Consider the following 17,553-nt stretch of genomic DNA (forward strand, 5'->3'; position numbering starts at 1 on the left):
GCCACAGTGGGGGAGTGAGCAACACCAACGCCATTGATGTGCGCCGCCGGTGCGAGCCGGCGGCCGAGCAGTAGGCAGCAGGGGGTGCCATCGGTCGTGTCAGGTATGGGTGTGGAGGTGGGCGCGCAGGCCGCGCGCTCCCGGGCCCTCGCCGTGCTGCGCCTGCGCAGCCGGGCGCTGGCCGTCGCCCTGCTGCCCGCGGCCTTCGCCGTCGTGCTGCTCGCGGCCGGTGCCACGGGCCATGCGGGCGGCGGGAGTTGGGACGTCGTCCGCTGGATCGTGACGATCTTCGCCGCGGTCGTCCTGCTCGCCGCGGCGGGCGTCGCCCTCGTCGTCGCGAGGGCCAGGCCGGCCCTGAGCCCCACCGTCCCGATCGCCGAGGAGTCCGCCCCCGACCTGTACCGCCTGGTGCGGGACCTCGCCGACCGCCTGGACGTCCCGGCGCCCTCGGCGATAGCGCTCACCCCGGACTGCGACAGCTGGCTGGAGGATCGCGCCCACCCCGCGCACGGCCCGCCCGCCCGGGACCGGGACGAGACATCGGCGGCGAGCGGACCGGCGTCCGACGGCGTCCGCGGCGGCGGTGCCCCGCCCCGTCGGTCGCCGATCGCCCCCGTGCTCGTCATCGGCTCCCCGTTCCTGTGGTGGATGCGGGTCGGCGAGCTCCGCGCGGTGCTCGCCCCGGTCGTCGCGGGCACGGGCCCCTCCGCCCACCCCGACATAGCCGCGGCCCGGCGCTTCGTGCGCGGGCTCGACGCCGCGGTCGCGGTCGCGGCCGCCCCCGGGCGCGGGCCCCTCGGGCGCGTGGTGCTCGGCGGCATCGGCCGGGTCGCCCGGTTCCTCCTGCGCAACTGCCGGGTTCACGCCGCCGAGATGGAGCGCGGCGTCGCCGCGGCCGCCGCCGAGCGCGCCCAAGCCGTGGACTACGGCGTGCGGATCGTCGCCCAGGAACAGGTCGGCCTCGCGTACGCGGGCTGGGACCGCCTCCTCACCCGCGTCGCGCTGCCCGCCTGGCGCATGGGCCGCTGGCCCTCCCGGCTGGACGCGGGCGTGGTCTCGGCGCTCACGGAGCTCTCCCGCAGGGACCGCCTGGCGGAAGGGTTCGCCTCGCGCCTGGGCGAGCGCCCCGCCTGTGACCTTCTGGAGGAGCCCGGTTCGGTGGACGAGGCGGCCTCGCTCCTCGCCGCCCGCCTCTTCCACGGCGGCCCCGCGGAGGCGGGCCCCGACTGGGCGCCGGTGGCCTGGCAGGAGTATCCGGACGAGGTCGTGGACCGCAAGTGGCGCATGGACGCCGCCCGGCTGCACCGCGTCCTGGACTCCCTGGGCGTCGGCCGCTCCGCCGACCCGACCGCCCCCGACCCCGAGGGCCCGACCCTCGACCGCGTACTGGATCACCTCACGGCGGCCGGCCCCGACCCCACGGGCATGGCTACGGAGGGTGACGATCCCGCCGCCGTCCCCCCGGGGCAACCGGCCCCCGCGGCCCCCACGGCCCCCGAGAACCCCGCGACCGAAACCGCCGCCGACGCGCACCTCGTCGTCGGACTCGACACCGACTCCCGCGCCGACTCCCGCACCACCACCGCGCCCGGCACCGACCCCGATGCCTACCCCGACATCGACACCGACGAGGAAGGCCCCGGCGGCATGCTCGCCGCCGGCCTCAGCGCCGAGCTGGCCCGCGAGGAGGCCGCGGCCCCGCCCCGCCCCGCCCCCACGGGACAGGGCCCGGACGAGTCCCTCTGGGACGACGGCGCCCTGCCGCTCTTCCCGCTGCAGCCGCCCCGATCGGGCCGCGAGCTGCTCGCCGACCACGTCACGGCCATGGTGTGCTGCGCCGCGGTGGACACCGCGGGAGCCGCCCCCGGCCTCGACTGGCTCGACGGTCCCGCCCTCCTGGTGGACGGCGAGCGCGCGGCGGACCTCGCGCCGCGCGTCCTGAGCCTCGTCGAGGACGGTGACCCGTCCCCCCTGCGGGACTGGCTCACCCGCCTCGGCATCCGTCCGGAGAAACCGGTCCGCCTGGTCTGACCCCCCTCCGCCCCGCCCGCGCGCGGACCGCCCGCCGCCCCTGCCCGGCAAACCCGCAGGCAGGCCCCGCCCTCGCGCCACCCCGGTCCGCCCCCCTCACGCCACCCTCCCCGCCACCCCGCCCGGAAGGTCACGTTCCGTTCACGTCAATTCGCGACGAACGGTGACGGTGCGCGTGCGTAATGTGATGTGCTGGGACCCGCCGCCGGGACCTTGGCGCCGGGCGGCGCCGCAAGCTCGGGGGAGCGAGGGAGGGGACGTCATGGGACCGGAGCCGATCCGCCGCTGGGAATCGGGCGCGCTGGCGCATGCCGTGTCGGACCCCTTCGGCCAGGGCCCGCTGCCCTGGCTGCGCGGAGCCGAGCACTACTTCGACGACACCGGCAACGTCGTTCCCTGGTACGTCGACCACGCCCCGGCCCCCGGCGCCGCGGACATCCCGGCGCCCCGCACCGGCGGCCCGCTCACCGCCGACGACGTGCACCGCCAGATCAAGGGCTTCACCTCCACCGGCGCCGCGGCCCCGGGCGAGGCGATCGACTTCCACGTCACGGTCGACCCGCCCCAGCAGTTCAGCGTCGACATCTACCGCATCGGGCACTACGGAGGGGACGGCGCCAGCAAGATCACCACCAGCCCCCGCCTCTCCGGCATCGTGCAGCCGCCCCCGCTCGCCGCCGACCGCACGGTCTCCTGCCACCACTGGTGGCTCTCCTGGCGCCTGCAGATCCCGACGTACTGGAGCATCGGGGCGTACGTGGCGGTTCTCACCACCGCCGACGGATACCGCTCGCACGTCCCCTTCACGGTCCGCGACAGCCACCCCGCCGACCTCCTGCTGCTCCTGCCGGACGTCACGTGGCAGGCGTACAACCTCTATCCGGAGGACGGCAGGACGGGCGCCAGCCTCTATCACGCGTGGGACGAGCAGGGCCGCCTCCTCGGCGAGAGCGAGGCCGCCGTCACGGTCTCCTTCGACCGTCCCTACGCGGGCGCGGGCCTGCCCCTGCACGTCGGCCACGCCTACGACTTCATCCGCTGGGCCGAGCGCTACGGCTACGACCTGGCGTACGCCGACGCCCGCGACCTGCACGCGGGCCGCATCGACCCCACCCGCTACCGCGGCCTGGTCTTCCCCGGCCACGACGAGTACTGGTCGACGAACATGCGCCGCACCACGGAACTGGCCCGCGACGGCGGCACCTCCCTGGTCTTCCTCTCCGCCAACACCATGTACTGGCAGGTGGAGTTGGGCCCGTCCCCCTCCGGGGTCGCGGACCGCCTCCTGACCTGCCGCAAGCGCCGCGGCCCCGGCAGGCCGGCCCTCTGGCGCGAGCAGGACAAGGCCGAACAGCAGCTCCTCGGCATCCAGTACGCGGGCCGTGTCCCCGAGCCGCACCCCCTCGTCGTCCGCAACGCCGACCACTGGCTGTGGGAGGCGACCGGGGCGCACGAGGGCGACGAGATCGAGGGCCTGGTCGCGGGCGAGGCCGACCGCTACTTCCCGCGGACGCCGCTGCCCGAGCACCAGGGCCGCATCCTGCTCGCCCACTCCCCGTACGCCGACGCGGAGGGAGTCACACGCCACCAGGAGTCCTCGCTCTACCGCGCCCCCTCCGGCGCCCTGGTCTTCGCGTCCGGCACCTTCGCCTGGTCACCGGCGCTCGACCGCCCCGGCCACGTGGACACCCGTGTCCAGCGCGCCACCGCCAACCTCCTGGACCGCATCTGCAAGCGCGACTGACCCCGCGCCCCCGCGCCGACGCACAGTCCGGCCCAACCCCTGGCCAAGACCACACTCCCGATACGGGAGAATCGACCTCACTTGGCCAGAACCACGGGAGGGAACCGTGTCCGGATTCGTAGAAAAGCCCGAGCCCCTTGAGGTGCCGGGCCTGGTCCACCTCCACACCGGCAAGGTGCGCGAGCTGTACCAGAACGAGGCGGGCGAGCTCGTCATGGTCGCCAGCGACCGCCTCTCCGCCTATGACTGGGTGCTGCCCTCGGAGATCCCCGACAAGGGCCGCGTCCTCACCCAGCTCTCCCTGTGGTGGTTCGACCAGCTCGCCGACCTCGTCCCCAACCACGTCATCTCCACCGACCTGCCGCAGGGCGCGCCCGCCGACTGGGAGGGCCGCACCCTCGTCTGCAAGTCCCTGGAGATGGTCCCGGTCGAGTGCGTGGCCCGCGGCTATCTGACGGGCTCGGGCCTCCTGGAGTACGACGAGTCGCGCACCGTCTGCGGCCTCGCCCTGCCCGAGGGCCTGGTCGACGGCTCCGAGCTGCCCGCGCCGATCTTCACGCCCGCCGCGAAGGCCGCCGTCGGCGAGCACGACGAGAACGTGTCGTACGAGGAGGTCGCCCGCCAGGTCGGCGCCGAGACGGCGGCCCAGCTGCGCCAGACGACCCTCGCGGTCTACGGCAGGGCGCTGGACATCGCGCGCGAGCGGGGCCTGATCCTCGCGGACACGAAGTTCGAGTTCGGCTTCGAGGGAGAGCGGCTGATCCTCGCCGACGAGGTCCTGACCCCGGACTCGTCCCGCTTCTGGCCCGCCGACCAGTGGGAGCCGGGCCACGCCCAGCCGTCGTACGACAAGCAGTTCGTGCGGAACTGGCTGACCTCGCCGGCCTCGGGCTGGGACCGCAAGAGCGAGCAGCCGCCGCCCGCGCTGCCGCAGGACGTGGTGGACGCCACTCGCGCCAAGTACATCGAGGCGTACGAGCGCCTGACCGGCACCGCCTGGTAGCCGGCGCCCGCGTCGGTGCACGAGCCGGCGCACGAGAAAGGCCCCGGTCGACTCGACCGGGGCCTTTCATCTGGAGCGGACGACCAGGTTCGAACTGGCGACCTCAACCTTGGCAAGGTTGCGCTCTACCAACTGAGCTACGTCCGCGCTGCGCCGAAGCGCGAGGACAACTATACCCAACCTCGCTCGCGTGCGAGACGCACTGCGGCATGACGGTTCTCGGCACCGACTTTGGTGGCCGCCGACGAGAGGTAGTTGCGGACGGTCCCCTGGGAGAGCGCGGCGCGCTGGGCGATCTCCGCGACGGGTGCCCCGTCGGCGGCGAGTTCGAGCACTTCGGCCTCGCGGTCGGTCAGCGGCGAGTCCCCCGCGGAGATCGCGTCGGCGGCCAACTCCGGGTCCACGTAACGGTTTCCGGCGTGCACGGTCCGGATGATCTCGGCGAGCCGCTGGGCGCTCACAGTCTTCGGCACGAAGCCGCGCACCCCCACCGCGAGGGCCCGCTTGAGATGTCCCGGTCTGCCGTGGCTCGTCACGATCATGGTGCGGCAGTGCGGGAGTTCGTCCCGCAGGGATGTGGCGACACTCACACCGTCGGCGCCCGGCATCTGGAGATCGAGCACCGCGACATCCGGCTGGTGGGCGCGCGCCATGGCGAGCGCCTCGGGCCCGGACGCCGCCTCGGCGACCACGACGAGATCGTCCTCGAGCGCGAGCAGGGCGGCGAGGGCTCCCCGGATGAGGTGCTCGTCATCGGCGAGCAGTACGCGAAGACTCACGCGGCCACCTCTTCGTCCCGGTCCTTGTACCGCTCGTCGTCTTGGTGCTCGCACCGCTCGTCGCCCTGGTGCTCGCACCGATCCTCGTATCGCTCGTTCCGTCCCGGCCGGGCGCGGGTGTGGCGCGCGGTGGGGCAGGGCACCTCCACGCTGAGCCGGAACACCCCGTCGCCCGACGTGAAGTCCAGCGTCCCGTCCACCGCGGCCAACCGCTCCCGGAGGCCCGCGAGCCCGGATCCGGACCGGGCCCCGGCGCCGTCCGCGGGCGGCGCCTCCGGCACTCCGTCGTTCTCCACGACCAACGTCGTACGCCCCTCACTCACCGCCACGGCGATGTCGCACCGCTTGGCGTCGCCGTGCCGCAGCACGTTCGTCGCCGCCTCCCGCACGGCCCACCCGAGGGCGGACCGCACGGCGACCGGCAGCTCGGCCGCCGCCCCGGTCACCCGGCAGGTGATCCCCGCGGCCTCCAACACGCCCTGCGCACCGGCCAGTTCCACCCCGAGGTCGACCTCCCGGTAGCCCCGCACCACTTCGCGCACCTCCCGCTGCGACTCCTGCGCGATCCGCTGCACCTCGACCATCTGGTCCACCGCCTCGGGGCGCCCGCGCCGCGCGAGCTGCACCGCCAGCTCGCTCTTGAGCGCGATGACGGCGAGGTTGCGCCCCATCACGTCGTGCAGGTCACGCCCGAACCGCAGCCGCTCCTCGGCGACCGCGAGCCGGGCCTCGACCTCGCGGGACCGGTCGGCCTCCCACATCACGGAGAGCGTCCAGGCGCCGCAGCGCGCGGAGAACAGCGTCAGGACGCCGCCGAAGGCGGTGAGCCCGGCGAACGCGGCGAGCTGCCCGCCGCGCACGCCGACGGCGGCCATGGCGCCCACGGCCACGGCGTCGACCAGCGCGAGGCACAGGAGGAAGCGCCGGACGGGAACGGCGAAGGCGAGGGACTGCCCGAACGGCACCACCAGGTACAGCAGGGTGAAACCGATCAGCCCGTCGGCGACGCCGTCCACCGCCTGCAGCGCGACGGTGAGCCCCAGCGCGACGGCCATGAGGGTGCCGCCCACGGCCAGGTCGCGGCGCGGCAGGGGGCCCCGGTCGAGGTAGTGGTCGAGGGAGCGCCGCAGCGTGCGGTTGACGTGCACGCTCTGCGCGGCGGCCACCGCGATCAACGTCCAGCCGAGGAGCTGCGCGCCCGGCTCGTGCCGCAGGCTCAGGCCCAGGGGCACCGCGCCCCAGCTGAAGAAGAAGACCCAGGGCATCGCGTGCCACACGGCCACGCTCTGGAACTCGACCTTCTCGATCTTGCGGCGCCCGTGCCAGCCGCGCTGCCAGGTCCGTATCCGGTCGAGTAGCACCCCTGGTACCTCCCTCAGTGCCGCGGTTCCCAGCGGAACCACCGTCGTACAGCAAACACCGAGAGCAGGGTCCAGGCCACCGCCGTGGCGACGGCGCCCACGGTGTCGCCGGACGAGAGGTTGCCGGCCCAGCCGCCGCGGATCAGCTCGATGACGGGGGAGAGCGGGAGCAGTTCGCAGAACGACGCGACCTTGTCGGGCATGACTTCGAGCGGGATGAAGAGCCCCGAGCCCATCATCGAGCCGAAGACCAGCGGCATGCTCATGACCTGCGCGGACTCGGCGGACCTGGCGAAGCTCCCGGTGACGGCCGCCAGCGCGGCGAACATCACGAGGCCCGCGACCATGCCGAGCACGACGAGGTGGGGCGCGCTCGGCGCTCCGGCGTCGAGCAGCACCGCGCAGCCCACGGCGAGGACGAGGGACTGCACGACCGCGATGACGATCGACGGCAGCGCGGCGCCCGCCAGGATCTCCTGGTCCCGCAGCTCGCCGGTGCGCAGCCGCTTCAGCACGAGCTCCTCGCGCCGTGCGACGTAGACGCCGGTCAGCGTGGAGTACACGGCGAAGAGGAGCGAGAAGCCGAGGGCGCTCGGCAGCACGACGGTGCCGACGTCGAGCCCGGTGCCCTTCAGGTCCATGCCCTTGGCGGCCTGCTTCATGCTGATCGGGATGATGAAGGGCACGAACAGCGCCGCGAACAGCGTCCCCTTGCTCCGCCCGAGCAGCGTCAGTTCGGCGCGGGCCAGCGCCCGCATCCGCCGCGCCGGGGTCGTCACAGCCATGGTGCTCATACCGCCATCTCCTTCTCGGCGAGGCGCCCGCCGCGGGCCCCGTCCGCTCCGCTCTCGGCGTCCCTGGCGATCCGCAGGAACGCCTCCTCCAGCGAGGCCGCGCGTACATCGAGCCCGCCTAGCTCGACCCGCGCCTCCCTGGCCCACAACAGCAGCTCGGTGGCGGTCCGTTGGAGTTCGTCCGTACGCAGACTGACCCGGCGCCCCGTCAGTTCGTGCCCGGTCACGCCGAGCTCGGCGAGCGGCGGCAGGTCGCCGACGAAGTACCCGTCGGGCAGTTCGAAGGAGACGTGCGAGGGCTGCGAGGCCACCACGTCGGCGACGCGTCCCTCGGCGGCGATGCGCCCCTCGTGCAGGATGGCGAGCCGTTCGGCGAGCTCCTCGGCCTCTTCCAGGTAGTGCGTGGTGAGCAGCACGGTCGTGCCGTTGTCGCGCAGCGTGCGGACCAACTCCCAGGTCTCGCGCCGCCCTTCGGCGTCGAGCCCGGTGGTGGGCTCGTCCAGGAAGAGCACCTCGGGCTGTCCGATGAGCGCCATCGCGAGGTCGAGCCGGCGCTTCTCGCCGCCGGAGAGCTGCTTCACGCGGACGCCGGACCGCTTGTCGAGCCCCACGGTGCCCAGCGCCTCGCGGACGGGCCGGGCCCCGCTGGTGCAGCCGGCCCACATCCGCGCGGTCTCCGCGACCGTCAACTCGGCGGGGAAGCCGCCCTCCTGGAGCATGACGCCGATGCGCGGCCGCACGGTGGCGCGCTCGGTGTACGGGTCGTGCCCGAGCACCCGCACCCGCCCCCCGGCCGGCGCCGCGAGCCCTTCGAGGAGCTCGACGGTGGACGTCTTGCCTGCGCCGTTGGTCCCGAGGAGCGCGAACAGCTCCCCGCGCCGCACGGTGAAGGAGATCCCCCGCACCGCCTCGAAACCGCCCCCGTACACGCGCCGGAGATCGGTCACGTCGATCACTTGGTCAGTCATGGGAAAAGCGTCCCCCGGCGGCGGGGGCCGGAGCAGTGCGCGCTGTCATCGGCCCGCATGACAAATGTCAGACACCCGGCGGCGTACGCATACGAAGAAGGCCCCGGTCACGGGGACCGGGGCCTTCTCGACTGGAGCGAACGACGAGGTTCGAACTCGCGACCTCAACCTTGGCAAGGTTGCGCTCTACCAACTGAGCTACGTTCGCATTGCCTCCGACCGACCGCCTGAAGAAGCACGGCCACCGATCGGTGCGAGCACCAGCCTACCGCAACCAGAGGACTGGTCCGTAAGCGGTGCGGAGCGGGTGACAGGGATTGCACACTGCGCCTTCCCCCTGGAAGGGGGATGTTCTACTACTGAACTACACCCGCACGACTCCGTGAGGTCCGGCCTTTCGGCCTCGCCCCTCGGCGTGCTCCAGACTCTAGCTGACCAGCGGGGGTGCAGCGCAAGTCGGTTGCCGCGAGGGGCTTCCCGGCCGCGTGGAGCACCAGGTCAGTTGGCCGCCTCAAAGGCCTCGTAGACCTTCTTCGGGATGCGGCCGCGGGGCGGGACGTCCATCTGGTGCGAGCGGGCCCAGGCGCGGACCGCCGACGGGTCGGGGGTCACGGCTGTGTGACGGAACACCTTCCCGGACTTCGACTGCTTGCGGGCCGCCTCCAGGTACGGTGCAAGTGCCGTGCGCAGTTTCTTTGCATTGGTTTGGTTGAGGTCGATCTCGTACGACTTGCCATCAAGACCGAACGCGACCGTTTCTGCCGCTTCCCCGCCGTCGATGTCGTCAAAGAGAGTGACCACGACACGCTGCGCCACGAATATCGGTCCCTTCGTGCGGCTCTACCGCGTTGACGTGCGGTGATGCCGACTGTCCGGCTGTTTTGGGGCAAAGTATCGAGTATTGCCAATTCCTTTGTACAGTGCCCGGCATTGAATTGTGAAGCCCGCCCTATTACCTCCGCGTGTCCGGCTTGATTGCAGATCCGTGATCTTTTCCTGGATTCTTCGTGAAGGTGTCCCGTTCGAAACCTGTCCAGGTGCCGGAACGTGACCGCCATCACGTAGGTTGCTACGAATCTACGCGAGTAGAAATTTTGTGCCGGTAGTCTGAAGGAACCTGCTCAGCACCTCGCAAGCAGCACACGCCAGCACCACACACCGGGAGTGCCAGTGGCACGCGTCGTAGTCGACGTCATGCTCAAGCCGGAGATCCTCGACCCCCAGGGCCAGGCGGTGCAGCGTGCACTGCCGCGCCTCGGTTTCCAGGGCATCTCCGACGTACGTCAGGGAAAGCGCTTCGAACTCGAGGTGGACGGGCCCGTCGACGACGCGGCCCTCGCCCGTATCCACGAGTTGGCGGAAACCTTCCTCGCCAACACCGTGATCGAGGACTTCGTCGTAAAGGTCGAAGAGGCTGAGAAGGCCGAGGAGGCCGCGAAGTGACTGCTCGAATTGGAGTCGTCACTTTCCCGGGAACCCTCGACGACCGCGACACCCAGCGCGCCGTCCGGGTCGCCGGCGCCGAAGCCGTGCCGCTCTGGCACAAGGACAAGGACCTCAAGCAGGTCGACGCCGTGGTGCTGCCCGGCGGTTTCTCCTACGGCGACTATCTGCGGGCCGGCGCCATCTCGCGTTTCTCCCCGGTGATGGAGTCCGTCATCGAGCAGGCGAAGGCCGGAATGCCGGTCCTCGGCATCTGCAACGGCTTCCAGGTGCTCACCGAGACGCACCTCCTGCCCGGCGCGATGCTGCGCAACAACCACCTGCACTTCATCTGCCGCGACCAGAAGCTGCGGGTGGAGACGGACAAGACGGCCTGGACCGCGGACTACACCCCCGGCCAGGAGATCTCGATCCCGCTCAAGAACATCGACGGGCGGTACGTCGCCGACGAGCGGACCCTGGACATGCTGGAGGCCGAGGGCCGCGTCGCCTTCCGCTACCTCGACGTGAACCCCAACGGCTCGCTCCGTGACATCGCCGGCATCACGAACGAGGCGGGCAATGTCGTCGGCCTCATGCCGCACCCCGAGCACGCCGTGGAGCCGCTGGTCGGGACCGGCCGCACCGACGGCCTCGGATTCTTCACCTCGATCCTGAAGAAGCTGGTCAACGCATGACTCTGGACACCGTCAAGCACGCGGCCGAGACGCCCGACGTCAAGCTGCCCTGGGCCGAACTCGGCCTGAAGGAAGACGAGTACGAGCGCGTCCGCGAGATCCTCGGCCGCCGCCCGACCGGCGCCGAGCTCGCCATGTACTCCGTCATGTGGTCCGAGCACTGCTCGTACAAGAGCAGCAAGATCCACCTGCGGCAGTTCGGCGAGAAGGCCCCCGAGAACGACGCGATGCTCGTCGGCATCGGCGAGAACGCCGGCGTCGTCGACGTCGGCCAGGGCTACGCCGTCACCTTCAAGGTCGAGTCGCACAACCACCCGTCGTACGTCGAGCCCTACCAGGGCGCGGCCACCGGCGTCGGCGGCATCGTCCGCGACATCATCGCGATGGGCGCGCGCCCGGTCGCGGTCGTGGACCCGCTGCGCATGGGCGACGCGCACCACCCCGACACCAAGCGCGTGCTCCCCGGAGTCGTCGCGGGCATCGGGGGCTACGGCAACTGCCTGGGCCTGCCCAACATCGGCGGCGAGCTCGTCTTCGACGCCTGCTACCAGGGCAACCCCCTGGTCAACGCCGGTGCCATCGGCGTGATGCGGCACGAGGACATTCACCTCGCGAAGGCGTCGGGCCCCGGCAACAAGGTCATCCTGTACGGCGCCCGCACGGGCGGCGACGGCATCGGCGGCGCCTCGATCCTGGCCTCCGAGACCTTCGACGACAGCAAGCCGTCGAAGCGTCCCGCCGTCCAGGTCGGCGACCCCTTCCAGGAGAAGCTCCTCATCGAGTGCACCCTGGAGGCCTTCGCCGAGAAGCTCGTGGTCGGCATCCAGGACCTCGGCGCCGCCGGACTCTCCTGCGCGACCAGCGAGTTGGCGTCCAACGGCTCCGGCGGCATGCGCGTCGAGCTGGACGACGTCCCGCTGCGCGACTCCACGCTCACTCCCGAGGAGATCCTCATGAGTGAGTCGCAGGAACGCATGTGCGCCGTCGTCGAGCCGGAGAAGGTCGACCGCTTCCTGGAGATCTGCGAGAAGTGGGACGTCATCGCCACCGTCGTCGGTGAGGTGACGGACGGCGACCGCCTGGAGATCTTCTGGCACGGCGAGAAGATCGTCGACGTCGACCCGCGCACGGTCGCGCACGACGGCCCGGTCTACGAGCGTCCCTACGCCCGGCCGAAGTGGCAGGACGCGCTCCAGGCCGACGACGCCAACAAGCTTGCGCGGCCCGCGAACTCGGCCGAGCTGCGCGAGCAGGTCCTCAAGCTGGTCGCCGCGCCGAACCAGGCCGCGAAGTCCTGGGTCACCGACCAGTACGACCGTTTCGTGCAGGGCAACACCGTGCTCGCGCAGCCCGAGGACTCCGGGATGATCCGGGTCAACGAGGAGACGGGGCTCGGCGTCGCCATCGCCACCGACGGCAACGGCCGGTACGCGAAGCTCGACCCGTACACGGGCGCCCAGCTCGCGCTCGCCGAGTCGTACCGCAACGTCGCCGCCTCCGGCGCCAAGCCGCTGGCGATCTCGGACTGCCTGAACTTCGGTTCGCCCGAGGACCCGGACGTCATGTGGCAGTTCGCCGAGGCCATCCGCGGCCTCGCGGACGGCTGCCTGGAGCTGGGCACCCCGGTCACCGGCGGCAACGTCTCGCTCTACAACCAGACGGGCGAGGCGGCGATCCACCCGACGCCGGTCGTCGCGGTCCTGGGTGTGATCGACGACGTGGCCCGGCGCACGCCGATCGCCTTCAAGGAAGAGGGCCAGCTCCTCTACCTGCTCGGCGAGACGCGCGAGGAGTTCGGCGGTTCGGCCTGGTCGCAGGTCGTCCACGACCACCTCGGCGGGCTGCCGCCCGAGGTCGACCTGGCGCGCGAGAAGCTGCTCGCCGAGATCCTGATCTCGGCCTCGCGCGACGGCATGATCGACGCCGCGCACGACCTGTCGGACGGCGGTCTCGTGCAGGCCGTCACCGAGTCCTGCCTGCGGGGCGGCAAGGGCGCGCGGCTCGTCGTGCCGGACGGCCTGGACGCGTTCACGTTCCTCTTCTCCGAGTCGGCAGGGCGTGCGGTCGTCTCCGTGCCGCGCAGCGAGGAGCTGCGCTTCACCGACATGTGCGGGGCGCGGGGTCTGCCCGTCACGCGCATCGGTGTGGTCGACGGCGACGCCATCGACGTACAGGGCGAGTTCGCGCTGCCGCTGAGCGAGCTGCGCGAGGCGCACGAGGGGACGATCCCCGGGCTCTTCGCCTGATCCGTCCTTCTTCGAAGCCCCCGTTCGGACCTGGTCCGGGCGGGGGCTTCGGCGTTTTCGGGGTCCGGGTGCGTCACGGGTGCCGGGTTCGGGGTTGCGCGTCATTACGTAACTACGTAATCTCAAGATCATGAATCTGGAAGAGCGCGTCGCCGAGCTGGAGCGGCGCATGGCGGAGCTGGAGAGCGCGGAACCGGCCGCGCCCGCCGTGGGAGAGGGCGACTTCTGGGCCCTCGACGCGCTGAAGGCCCGGCACCCGGTGTCCGAAGACGCGGACGGCGCCGTCCTGTTCACCGGCGCGGTGCGCGTCCCGACGGGACATCGGTACGAGTGGCAGTACGGTCAGCTCGCCGAGGCGGTCTTCGAGGACGAGTGGTCCGAGCTCGCCGACTCCTTCGCCGCGCTCGGCCATCCCGTACGGCTGCGGCTGCTGCGGGAGATCCTCGGCGGTCTGCGCACCGCGGCCGAACTTGCCGCGCTCGACGACATCGGCACGACCGGCCAGATCTACCACCACCTGCGCCAACTGACCGGCGCGGGCTGGCTGCACAGCGCGGAGCGCGGCCGCTACGAGGTTCCCGCGGGGCGGGTGGTGCCGCTGCTCGTGGTGCTCACCGCCGCGCGTCCCGTGCTCTGACCGTTTCTCGTACGAGGGGGAAGTCATGTCTGTGGGTCAACGCAAGGCCGCGGCGCTGCTGCAGCGCCTCCTGTTGTTGTTCATCGCCGCCCACCTGATCGTCGTGTTCACCATGGAGCCGCCCTACCCCGGCTGGCTCGGCTTCGCCGCCGCCGTCGGGGTGTTCGGCCTCAGCCTCGCGCTCGGCGCCGACGCGCGCCGCGAGGCCAAGGTGTCGGAGCCCCCGGCCACCGTCGAGATCGCACCGCCGGTCCTCGGCCGCTGGTCCGCGCTCAACAGCCCCGCCGACAAGGTGCCGAGCCACGGCACGCGGAGCTACGGGCAGGCCTACGCCATCGACATCGTCGCCGAGCCGGAGGAGGGGCCGGCCCGGCCCGCCTTCGCCTGGCTCTGGCCCCTCGCGCGCGGCAACCGTGCCTTCCCTGCCTTCGGAGCGCCGCTGCTGGCCGTTGCCGACGCCACCGTCGTACACGCGGAGGACGGACAGCGGGACCATCTCAGCCGCAACTCCCTCGCCGGAGTCCTGTACCTGATCGTCGTCGAGGGCTTCGGCAGGTCGCTGGGCGGAGCCCGCCGCATCGTCGGCAACCACGTCGTCCTCGACCTCGGAGAGGGGACGTACGCCGTGTACGCGCACGTCCAGCGCGGCTCGCTCGCGGTGCGGGCCGGCGACAAGGTCGTCGCGGGGCAGGTGCTCGGCCGCTGCGGCAACTCCGGCAACTCCACCGAGCCGCACGTGCACTTCCAGCTGATGGACGGGCCCGATCTGGACACGGCGCGGGGCGTTCCCTTCACCTGGCGCGGGGTCGGCGTGCCCGCGAACCACGAGGTGTTCACCGTGGGCGAGGAAGCCGCAGCGCAAGCACCGTCGCGAGCAGCATGATCCCCGCCCCGCACAGGAACACCACGTCGGTGGCGTCGACGTAGGCCCGCACGGCGGCGGCGTGCGCGTCCCCGGTCAGTCCGGGGATGGCGCTCACGTCGCCGCCGGGCCCGTGCGCCGTGTACAGGCGCAGCAGGACCGTGCCGAACAGGGCCGTGCCCACCGCGTTGCCGAGGGTCTGGAAGAACCGGACGCCCGTCGTCGCGACGCCCAGCTGATGGCGCGGCGCCGAGTTCTGCACGAGCTGGATCAGCTGCCCGATGAGCTGGCCGAACCCGGCCCCGGTGAGCAGGAGTTCGGCCCTGATCAGCCAGAGCGAGGTGTCCGGGCCGACGGTCGAGAGGAGCACGAAGGCCGCGGCCGTGGTCAGCGTCCCGCTGATGGTGAAGGTCCGCGCCGACCAGCCACGCTCGGCCAGGCGTCCCGAGAGCAGCCCGACCCCGGTCATGCCGGCCGCCATGGCGAGCAGATGGAGCCCGGCCGCCGAGCTGGAGAGGCCGCGGGCGACCTGCAGATAGACGAGTACGTAGTAGATCGCGCACATCATGGCCGCGCCCATCAGACCCTGGATCGCGAAGCCCCCGCGCAGTTGCGGAACCCGGAACAGGGAGAGCGGAAGCAGCGGTTCGGCGGCCCGTGCCTGGCGCCACACGAAGAGTGCGAGGGCGGCCGCGGTCGCGGCGAGCAACCCGAGGACGACGGGGGACGACCAGGCGTACTCCTTGCCGCCCCAGTCGGTGACCAGGAGCAGCGCGACGGAGAACGCGGCGGCGAGCACGGCCCCGCAGTAGTCGACGGCGCGGCGCACGGGGGGCCGCTCCGGCAGTCTCAGCGCGACGGCGGACGCGGCGAGGACCGCGACGCCGGCCGGCAGATTGACGTAGAAGATCCACCGCCAGCTCGCGTGGTCGGCGAGGAGTCCGCCCAGCCAGGGCCCGAGCGCCATGCCGCCGCCCGCGACGATCCCGCCGAAGCTCGCCCCCTTGCCGGACTTCTCGTCGGGACCTTTCAGCTGGGCGAGGACCACCATCGTGACGCTCATCAGGCCGCCGCCCCCGATGCCCTGCACCGCGCGGGCGGCGATCAGCTGTCCCATCGACTGGGCGGCGCCGCAGAGCGCGGAGCCCAGCAGGAAGACGGCGACGGCGGTGACGAAGACGCGCTTGGCGCCGAGCACGTCGCAGAGCTTGCCGTAGAGCGGCAGCATCGCGGCGCCCGCCAGTGCGTAGGCGCCGACCAGCCAGGGGATCGCGGCGACGCCGTGGGCCGGGTCGAGGTCGCGGACGATCGGCACGGCGGCGGCCGACACGATCTGGGTGTCCAGGACGGCGAGGGCGATCGTGGCGAGGCAGACGGCGAAGCCGATTCTGCGCCGACCTGCGGACAGGGGTGCGGCGGCGCCCGGAGGCGCGGTGGTGGTCACGGTCATGGCGCCACCCTGCATCAGGAAAATGTACTCAGTCAATGTTTCATCCCAGGCAAAAATTCATCCTGGTACAGTGCGGAAATGGCTGAGGAAACCCTGGGGCTGCGTGAGCGCAAGAAACGGCAGACCGCGTCGAGGATCTGGCGGACCGCGCTCGACCTGTTCCTGGAGCGGGGCTACGACAAGGTCTCCGTCGCCGAGATCGCCGCCGCCGCCGAGGTCTCGAAGATGACCGTCTTCAACTACTTCGGCACCAAGGAGGACCTGCTCCTCGGCCCGATGGAGGACCACGTCGCCGACGCCGCCGACGCGGTGCGCGACCGCGAGCGCGGCGAGTCCGCGGTCGCCGCGATCCGCCGTGAGTTCCTGGCCAAGGTCGACGCGCGCGACCCCTCGGTCGGGCTCTCCGACGACCCGCGGATGATCCAGTTGCGCCAACTCATCGGCGACACACCGGCGTTGGCGCGCAGGGCCATGCTCTTCCAGATGCGCGGCGTCGAACTCCTCGCCGACGTGCTCGCCGAGGAGACCGGCGACCGGCTCATGGCGGGCATCGCCGCTCAGCAGCTCGTCGCCGCGCGGGACGCGGTCATCCTGGAGAACCACCGGCGCCTGGTCGCGGGCGACAGGGCCGAGGACATGGCCGCCGACTGCGCGGCCCTCGCCGAGCGCGCCTTCGACCTGGTGGAAAAGGGACTTCAGGGGTATCCGGCGAAGGCTTAGGCTCGGCACCATGCCACCGGCCAAGAAGCGCACGCGCTCGTACGACTCCGCCAGGATCCGCACCGCCGTGCTCACCCAGTTCGGCAACGTACGAGCCGCCGTCAGCACCCTCACGCCCGAGCAGCTCGCGCGGCCCACGCGCCTCGGCGACTGGACCGTGCACGAACTCGCGGCGCACCTCGCGATGGTGCTCGGCACCGTCCACCGCTACCTCGGCATGCCCGAGCCCGCCCAGCACGAAGTCCCGCTCATGGACTGGCCGTTCGCGACGATCACCGCCGCCGCCCAGGTCGACGAGGACACCCGCGCCATCGCCGAGAGCGCGGGCACGGAACTCGACGAGCTGTTCACCCGCACCCTCACCGGCATCGAGGAGTCCCTGGCCGCCGCCCCGGACGAGCGCCTGGTGCCCTCCCGCTTCGGCGCCATGACCCTCGGCGACTTCCTGGTCACCCGCACCGTCGAACTCACCGTCCACACCGACGACTTGAACGACGCGGTGCCCGGCCTCGACGTTGCGTACGACCGGCAGTGCGTGGCCGCCTGCACCCGGCTGCTCGCCGACGCCCTCGCGGTGAAGGCGCCGGGCGCCTCGACCGAGGTGCGCGTCCCGCCGTACGCGGTCGTGCAGTGCGTGGAGGGCCCGCGGCACACCCGCGGCACCCCGCCCAACGTCGTCGAGACCGACCCGCTCACCTGGATCCGCCTCGCGACGGGACGTACGGACTGGGCGACGGCGCTGGACGCCGCGCGGGTCAGCGCGAGCGGGGAGCGGGCCGACCTGTCGGGGCTGCTGCCGATCATGGGCTGATCAACGGGCGGACGGCGGGGGATGGAA

General features: G+C 72.0%; 16 protein-coding genes and 3 tRNA genes. 10 read left to right on the forward strand and 9 right to left on the reverse strand.

Annotated elements, in window-relative coordinates; all coding sequences use genetic code 11:
• Positions 1-105 precede the first annotated feature (105 nt).
• The 3 genes from ACZ4D5_RS12010 (at position 106) to ACZ4D5_RS12020 (ending at position 4,778) form a co-directional block, all read left to right on the forward strand.
• Positions 106-2,031: a hypothetical protein gene (locus ACZ4D5_RS12010; protein WP_467772280.1), complete on the forward strand. Its 1,926-nt coding sequence runs from the start codon at positions 106-108 to the stop codon at positions 2,029-2,031.
• Positions 2,032-2,293: 262 nt separating this feature from the next.
• Positions 2,294-3,775 carry a N,N-dimethylformamidase beta subunit family domain-containing protein gene (locus tag ACZ4D5_RS12015; protein ID WP_467772192.1) on the forward strand — a complete coding sequence of 494 codons (1,482 nt, stop codon included), beginning with the start codon at positions 2,294-2,296 and terminating at the stop codon, positions 3,773-3,775.
• A gap of 106 nt (positions 3,776-3,881) precedes the next feature.
• Complete coding sequence (locus tag ACZ4D5_RS12020; protein ID WP_467772193.1) at positions 3,882-4,778, forward strand: phosphoribosylaminoimidazolesuccinocarboxamide synthase; 897 nt, start codon at positions 3,882-3,884, stop codon at positions 4,776-4,778.
• Between the two features lie 71 nt (positions 4,779-4,849).
• Here the strand turns inward: ACZ4D5_RS12020 and ACZ4D5_RS12025 are convergent.
• The 8 genes from ACZ4D5_RS12025 to ACZ4D5_RS12060 all read right to left on the reverse strand — a co-directional run bounded on the left by ACZ4D5_RS12025 (position 4,850) and on the right by ACZ4D5_RS12060 (position 9,496).
• Positions 4,850-4,925, reverse strand: a tRNA-Gly gene (locus ACZ4D5_RS12025).
• A 23-nt stretch (positions 4,926-4,948) separates the two neighbouring features.
• Positions 4,949-5,557, reverse strand: a complete 609-nt coding sequence (locus ACZ4D5_RS12030; protein ID WP_467772194.1) for a response regulator — start codon at positions 5,555-5,557, stop codon at positions 4,949-4,951.
• Complete coding sequence (locus tag ACZ4D5_RS12035) at positions 5,554-6,918, reverse strand: sensor histidine kinase (RefSeq protein WP_467772195.1); 1,365 nt, start codon at positions 6,916-6,918, stop codon at positions 5,554-5,556. The genes ACZ4D5_RS12030 and ACZ4D5_RS12035 overlap by 4 nt, the downstream gene beginning before the upstream one ends.
• A 14-nt stretch (positions 6,919-6,932) precedes the next feature.
• Positions 6,933-7,712 carry an ABC transporter permease gene (locus tag ACZ4D5_RS12040; RefSeq protein WP_467772196.1) on the reverse strand — a complete coding sequence of 260 codons (780 nt, stop codon included), beginning with the start codon at positions 7,710-7,712 and terminating at the stop codon, positions 6,933-6,935.
• Entirely contained in the window at positions 7,709-8,680 is a 972-nt protein-coding gene (locus ACZ4D5_RS12045; RefSeq protein ID WP_467772197.1) for an ABC transporter ATP-binding protein, read from the reverse strand. The genes ACZ4D5_RS12040 and ACZ4D5_RS12045 overlap by 4 nt, the downstream gene beginning before the upstream one ends.
• A 132-nt stretch (positions 8,681-8,812) precedes the next feature.
• Positions 8,813-8,888: transfer RNA gene (locus tag ACZ4D5_RS12050), tRNA-Gly, on the reverse strand.
• Between the two features lie 94 nt (positions 8,889-8,982).
• Positions 8,983-9,054, reverse strand: a tRNA-Gly gene (locus ACZ4D5_RS12055).
• Between the two features lie 124 nt (positions 9,055-9,178).
• Positions 9,179-9,496 (reverse strand): histone-like nucleoid-structuring protein Lsr2, encoded by a 318-nt coding sequence (locus ACZ4D5_RS12060; protein WP_384551383.1) that lies wholly within the window; start codon positions 9,494-9,496, stop codon positions 9,179-9,181.
• A gap of 354 nt (positions 9,497-9,850) precedes the next feature.
• On the opposite strand from ACZ4D5_RS12060, the gene purS reads away from it, so the two are divergent.
• The 5 genes from purS to ACZ4D5_RS12085 all read left to right on the forward strand — a co-directional run bounded on the left by purS (position 9,851) and on the right by ACZ4D5_RS12085 (position 14,566).
• Complete coding sequence (gene purS, locus ACZ4D5_RS12065; RefSeq protein ID WP_467772198.1) at positions 9,851-10,123, forward strand: phosphoribosylformylglycinamidine synthase subunit PurS; 273 nt, start codon at positions 9,851-9,853, stop codon at positions 10,121-10,123.
• Positions 10,120-10,800, forward strand: a complete 681-nt coding sequence (purQ, locus tag ACZ4D5_RS12070) for a phosphoribosylformylglycinamidine synthase subunit PurQ (protein ID WP_467772199.1) — start codon at positions 10,120-10,122, stop codon at positions 10,798-10,800. Before purS ends, purQ begins: the two co-directional genes overlap by 4 nt.
• Positions 10,797-13,046: a phosphoribosylformylglycinamidine synthase subunit PurL gene (purL, locus tag ACZ4D5_RS12075; RefSeq protein WP_467772200.1), complete on the forward strand. Its 2,250-nt coding sequence runs from the start codon at positions 10,797-10,799 to the stop codon at positions 13,044-13,046. Before purQ ends, purL begins: the two co-directional genes overlap by 4 nt.
• Positions 13,047-13,176: 130 nt before the next feature.
• On the forward strand, positions 13,177-13,683 hold the full coding sequence (locus tag ACZ4D5_RS12080) for an ArsR/SmtB family transcription factor (RefSeq protein WP_467772201.1): 507 nt from the start codon (positions 13,177-13,179) through the stop codon (positions 13,681-13,683).
• A gap of 25 nt (positions 13,684-13,708) precedes the next feature.
• A complete protein-coding gene (locus ACZ4D5_RS12085; protein WP_467772202.1) occupies positions 13,709-14,566 on the forward strand; it encodes a M23 family metallopeptidase in 858 nt (285 codons plus the stop codon).
• On the opposite strand, the gene ACZ4D5_RS12090 is transcribed toward ACZ4D5_RS12085, so the two are convergent.
• The gene (locus ACZ4D5_RS12090; protein ID WP_467772203.1) at positions 14,517-15,995 is read right to left on the reverse strand and encodes an MFS transporter; all 1,479 of its coding nucleotides are present in this window, start codon (positions 15,993-15,995) and stop codon (positions 14,517-14,519) included. The two genes, ACZ4D5_RS12085 and ACZ4D5_RS12090, sit on opposite strands and share 50 nt — an antisense overlap.
• A gap of 78 nt (positions 15,996-16,073) precedes the next feature.
• Here ACZ4D5_RS12090 and ACZ4D5_RS12095 point away from each other — a divergent pair, with 78 nt between their 5' ends.
• Together ACZ4D5_RS12095 and ACZ4D5_RS12100 are read left to right on the forward strand one after the other, a co-directional pair.
• On the forward strand, positions 16,074-16,715 hold the full coding sequence (locus ACZ4D5_RS12095; protein WP_467772204.1) for a TetR/AcrR family transcriptional regulator: 642 nt from the start codon (positions 16,074-16,076) through the stop codon (positions 16,713-16,715).
• 10 nt (positions 16,716-16,725) lie between these two features.
• Positions 16,726-17,526, forward strand: a complete 801-nt coding sequence (locus ACZ4D5_RS12100; RefSeq protein WP_467772205.1) for a maleylpyruvate isomerase family mycothiol-dependent enzyme — start codon at positions 16,726-16,728, stop codon at positions 17,524-17,526.
• Positions 17,527-17,553: the final 27 nt, after the last annotated feature.

It is taken from the genome of Streptomyces sp. NPDC025651 (genome assembly GCF_055558735.1).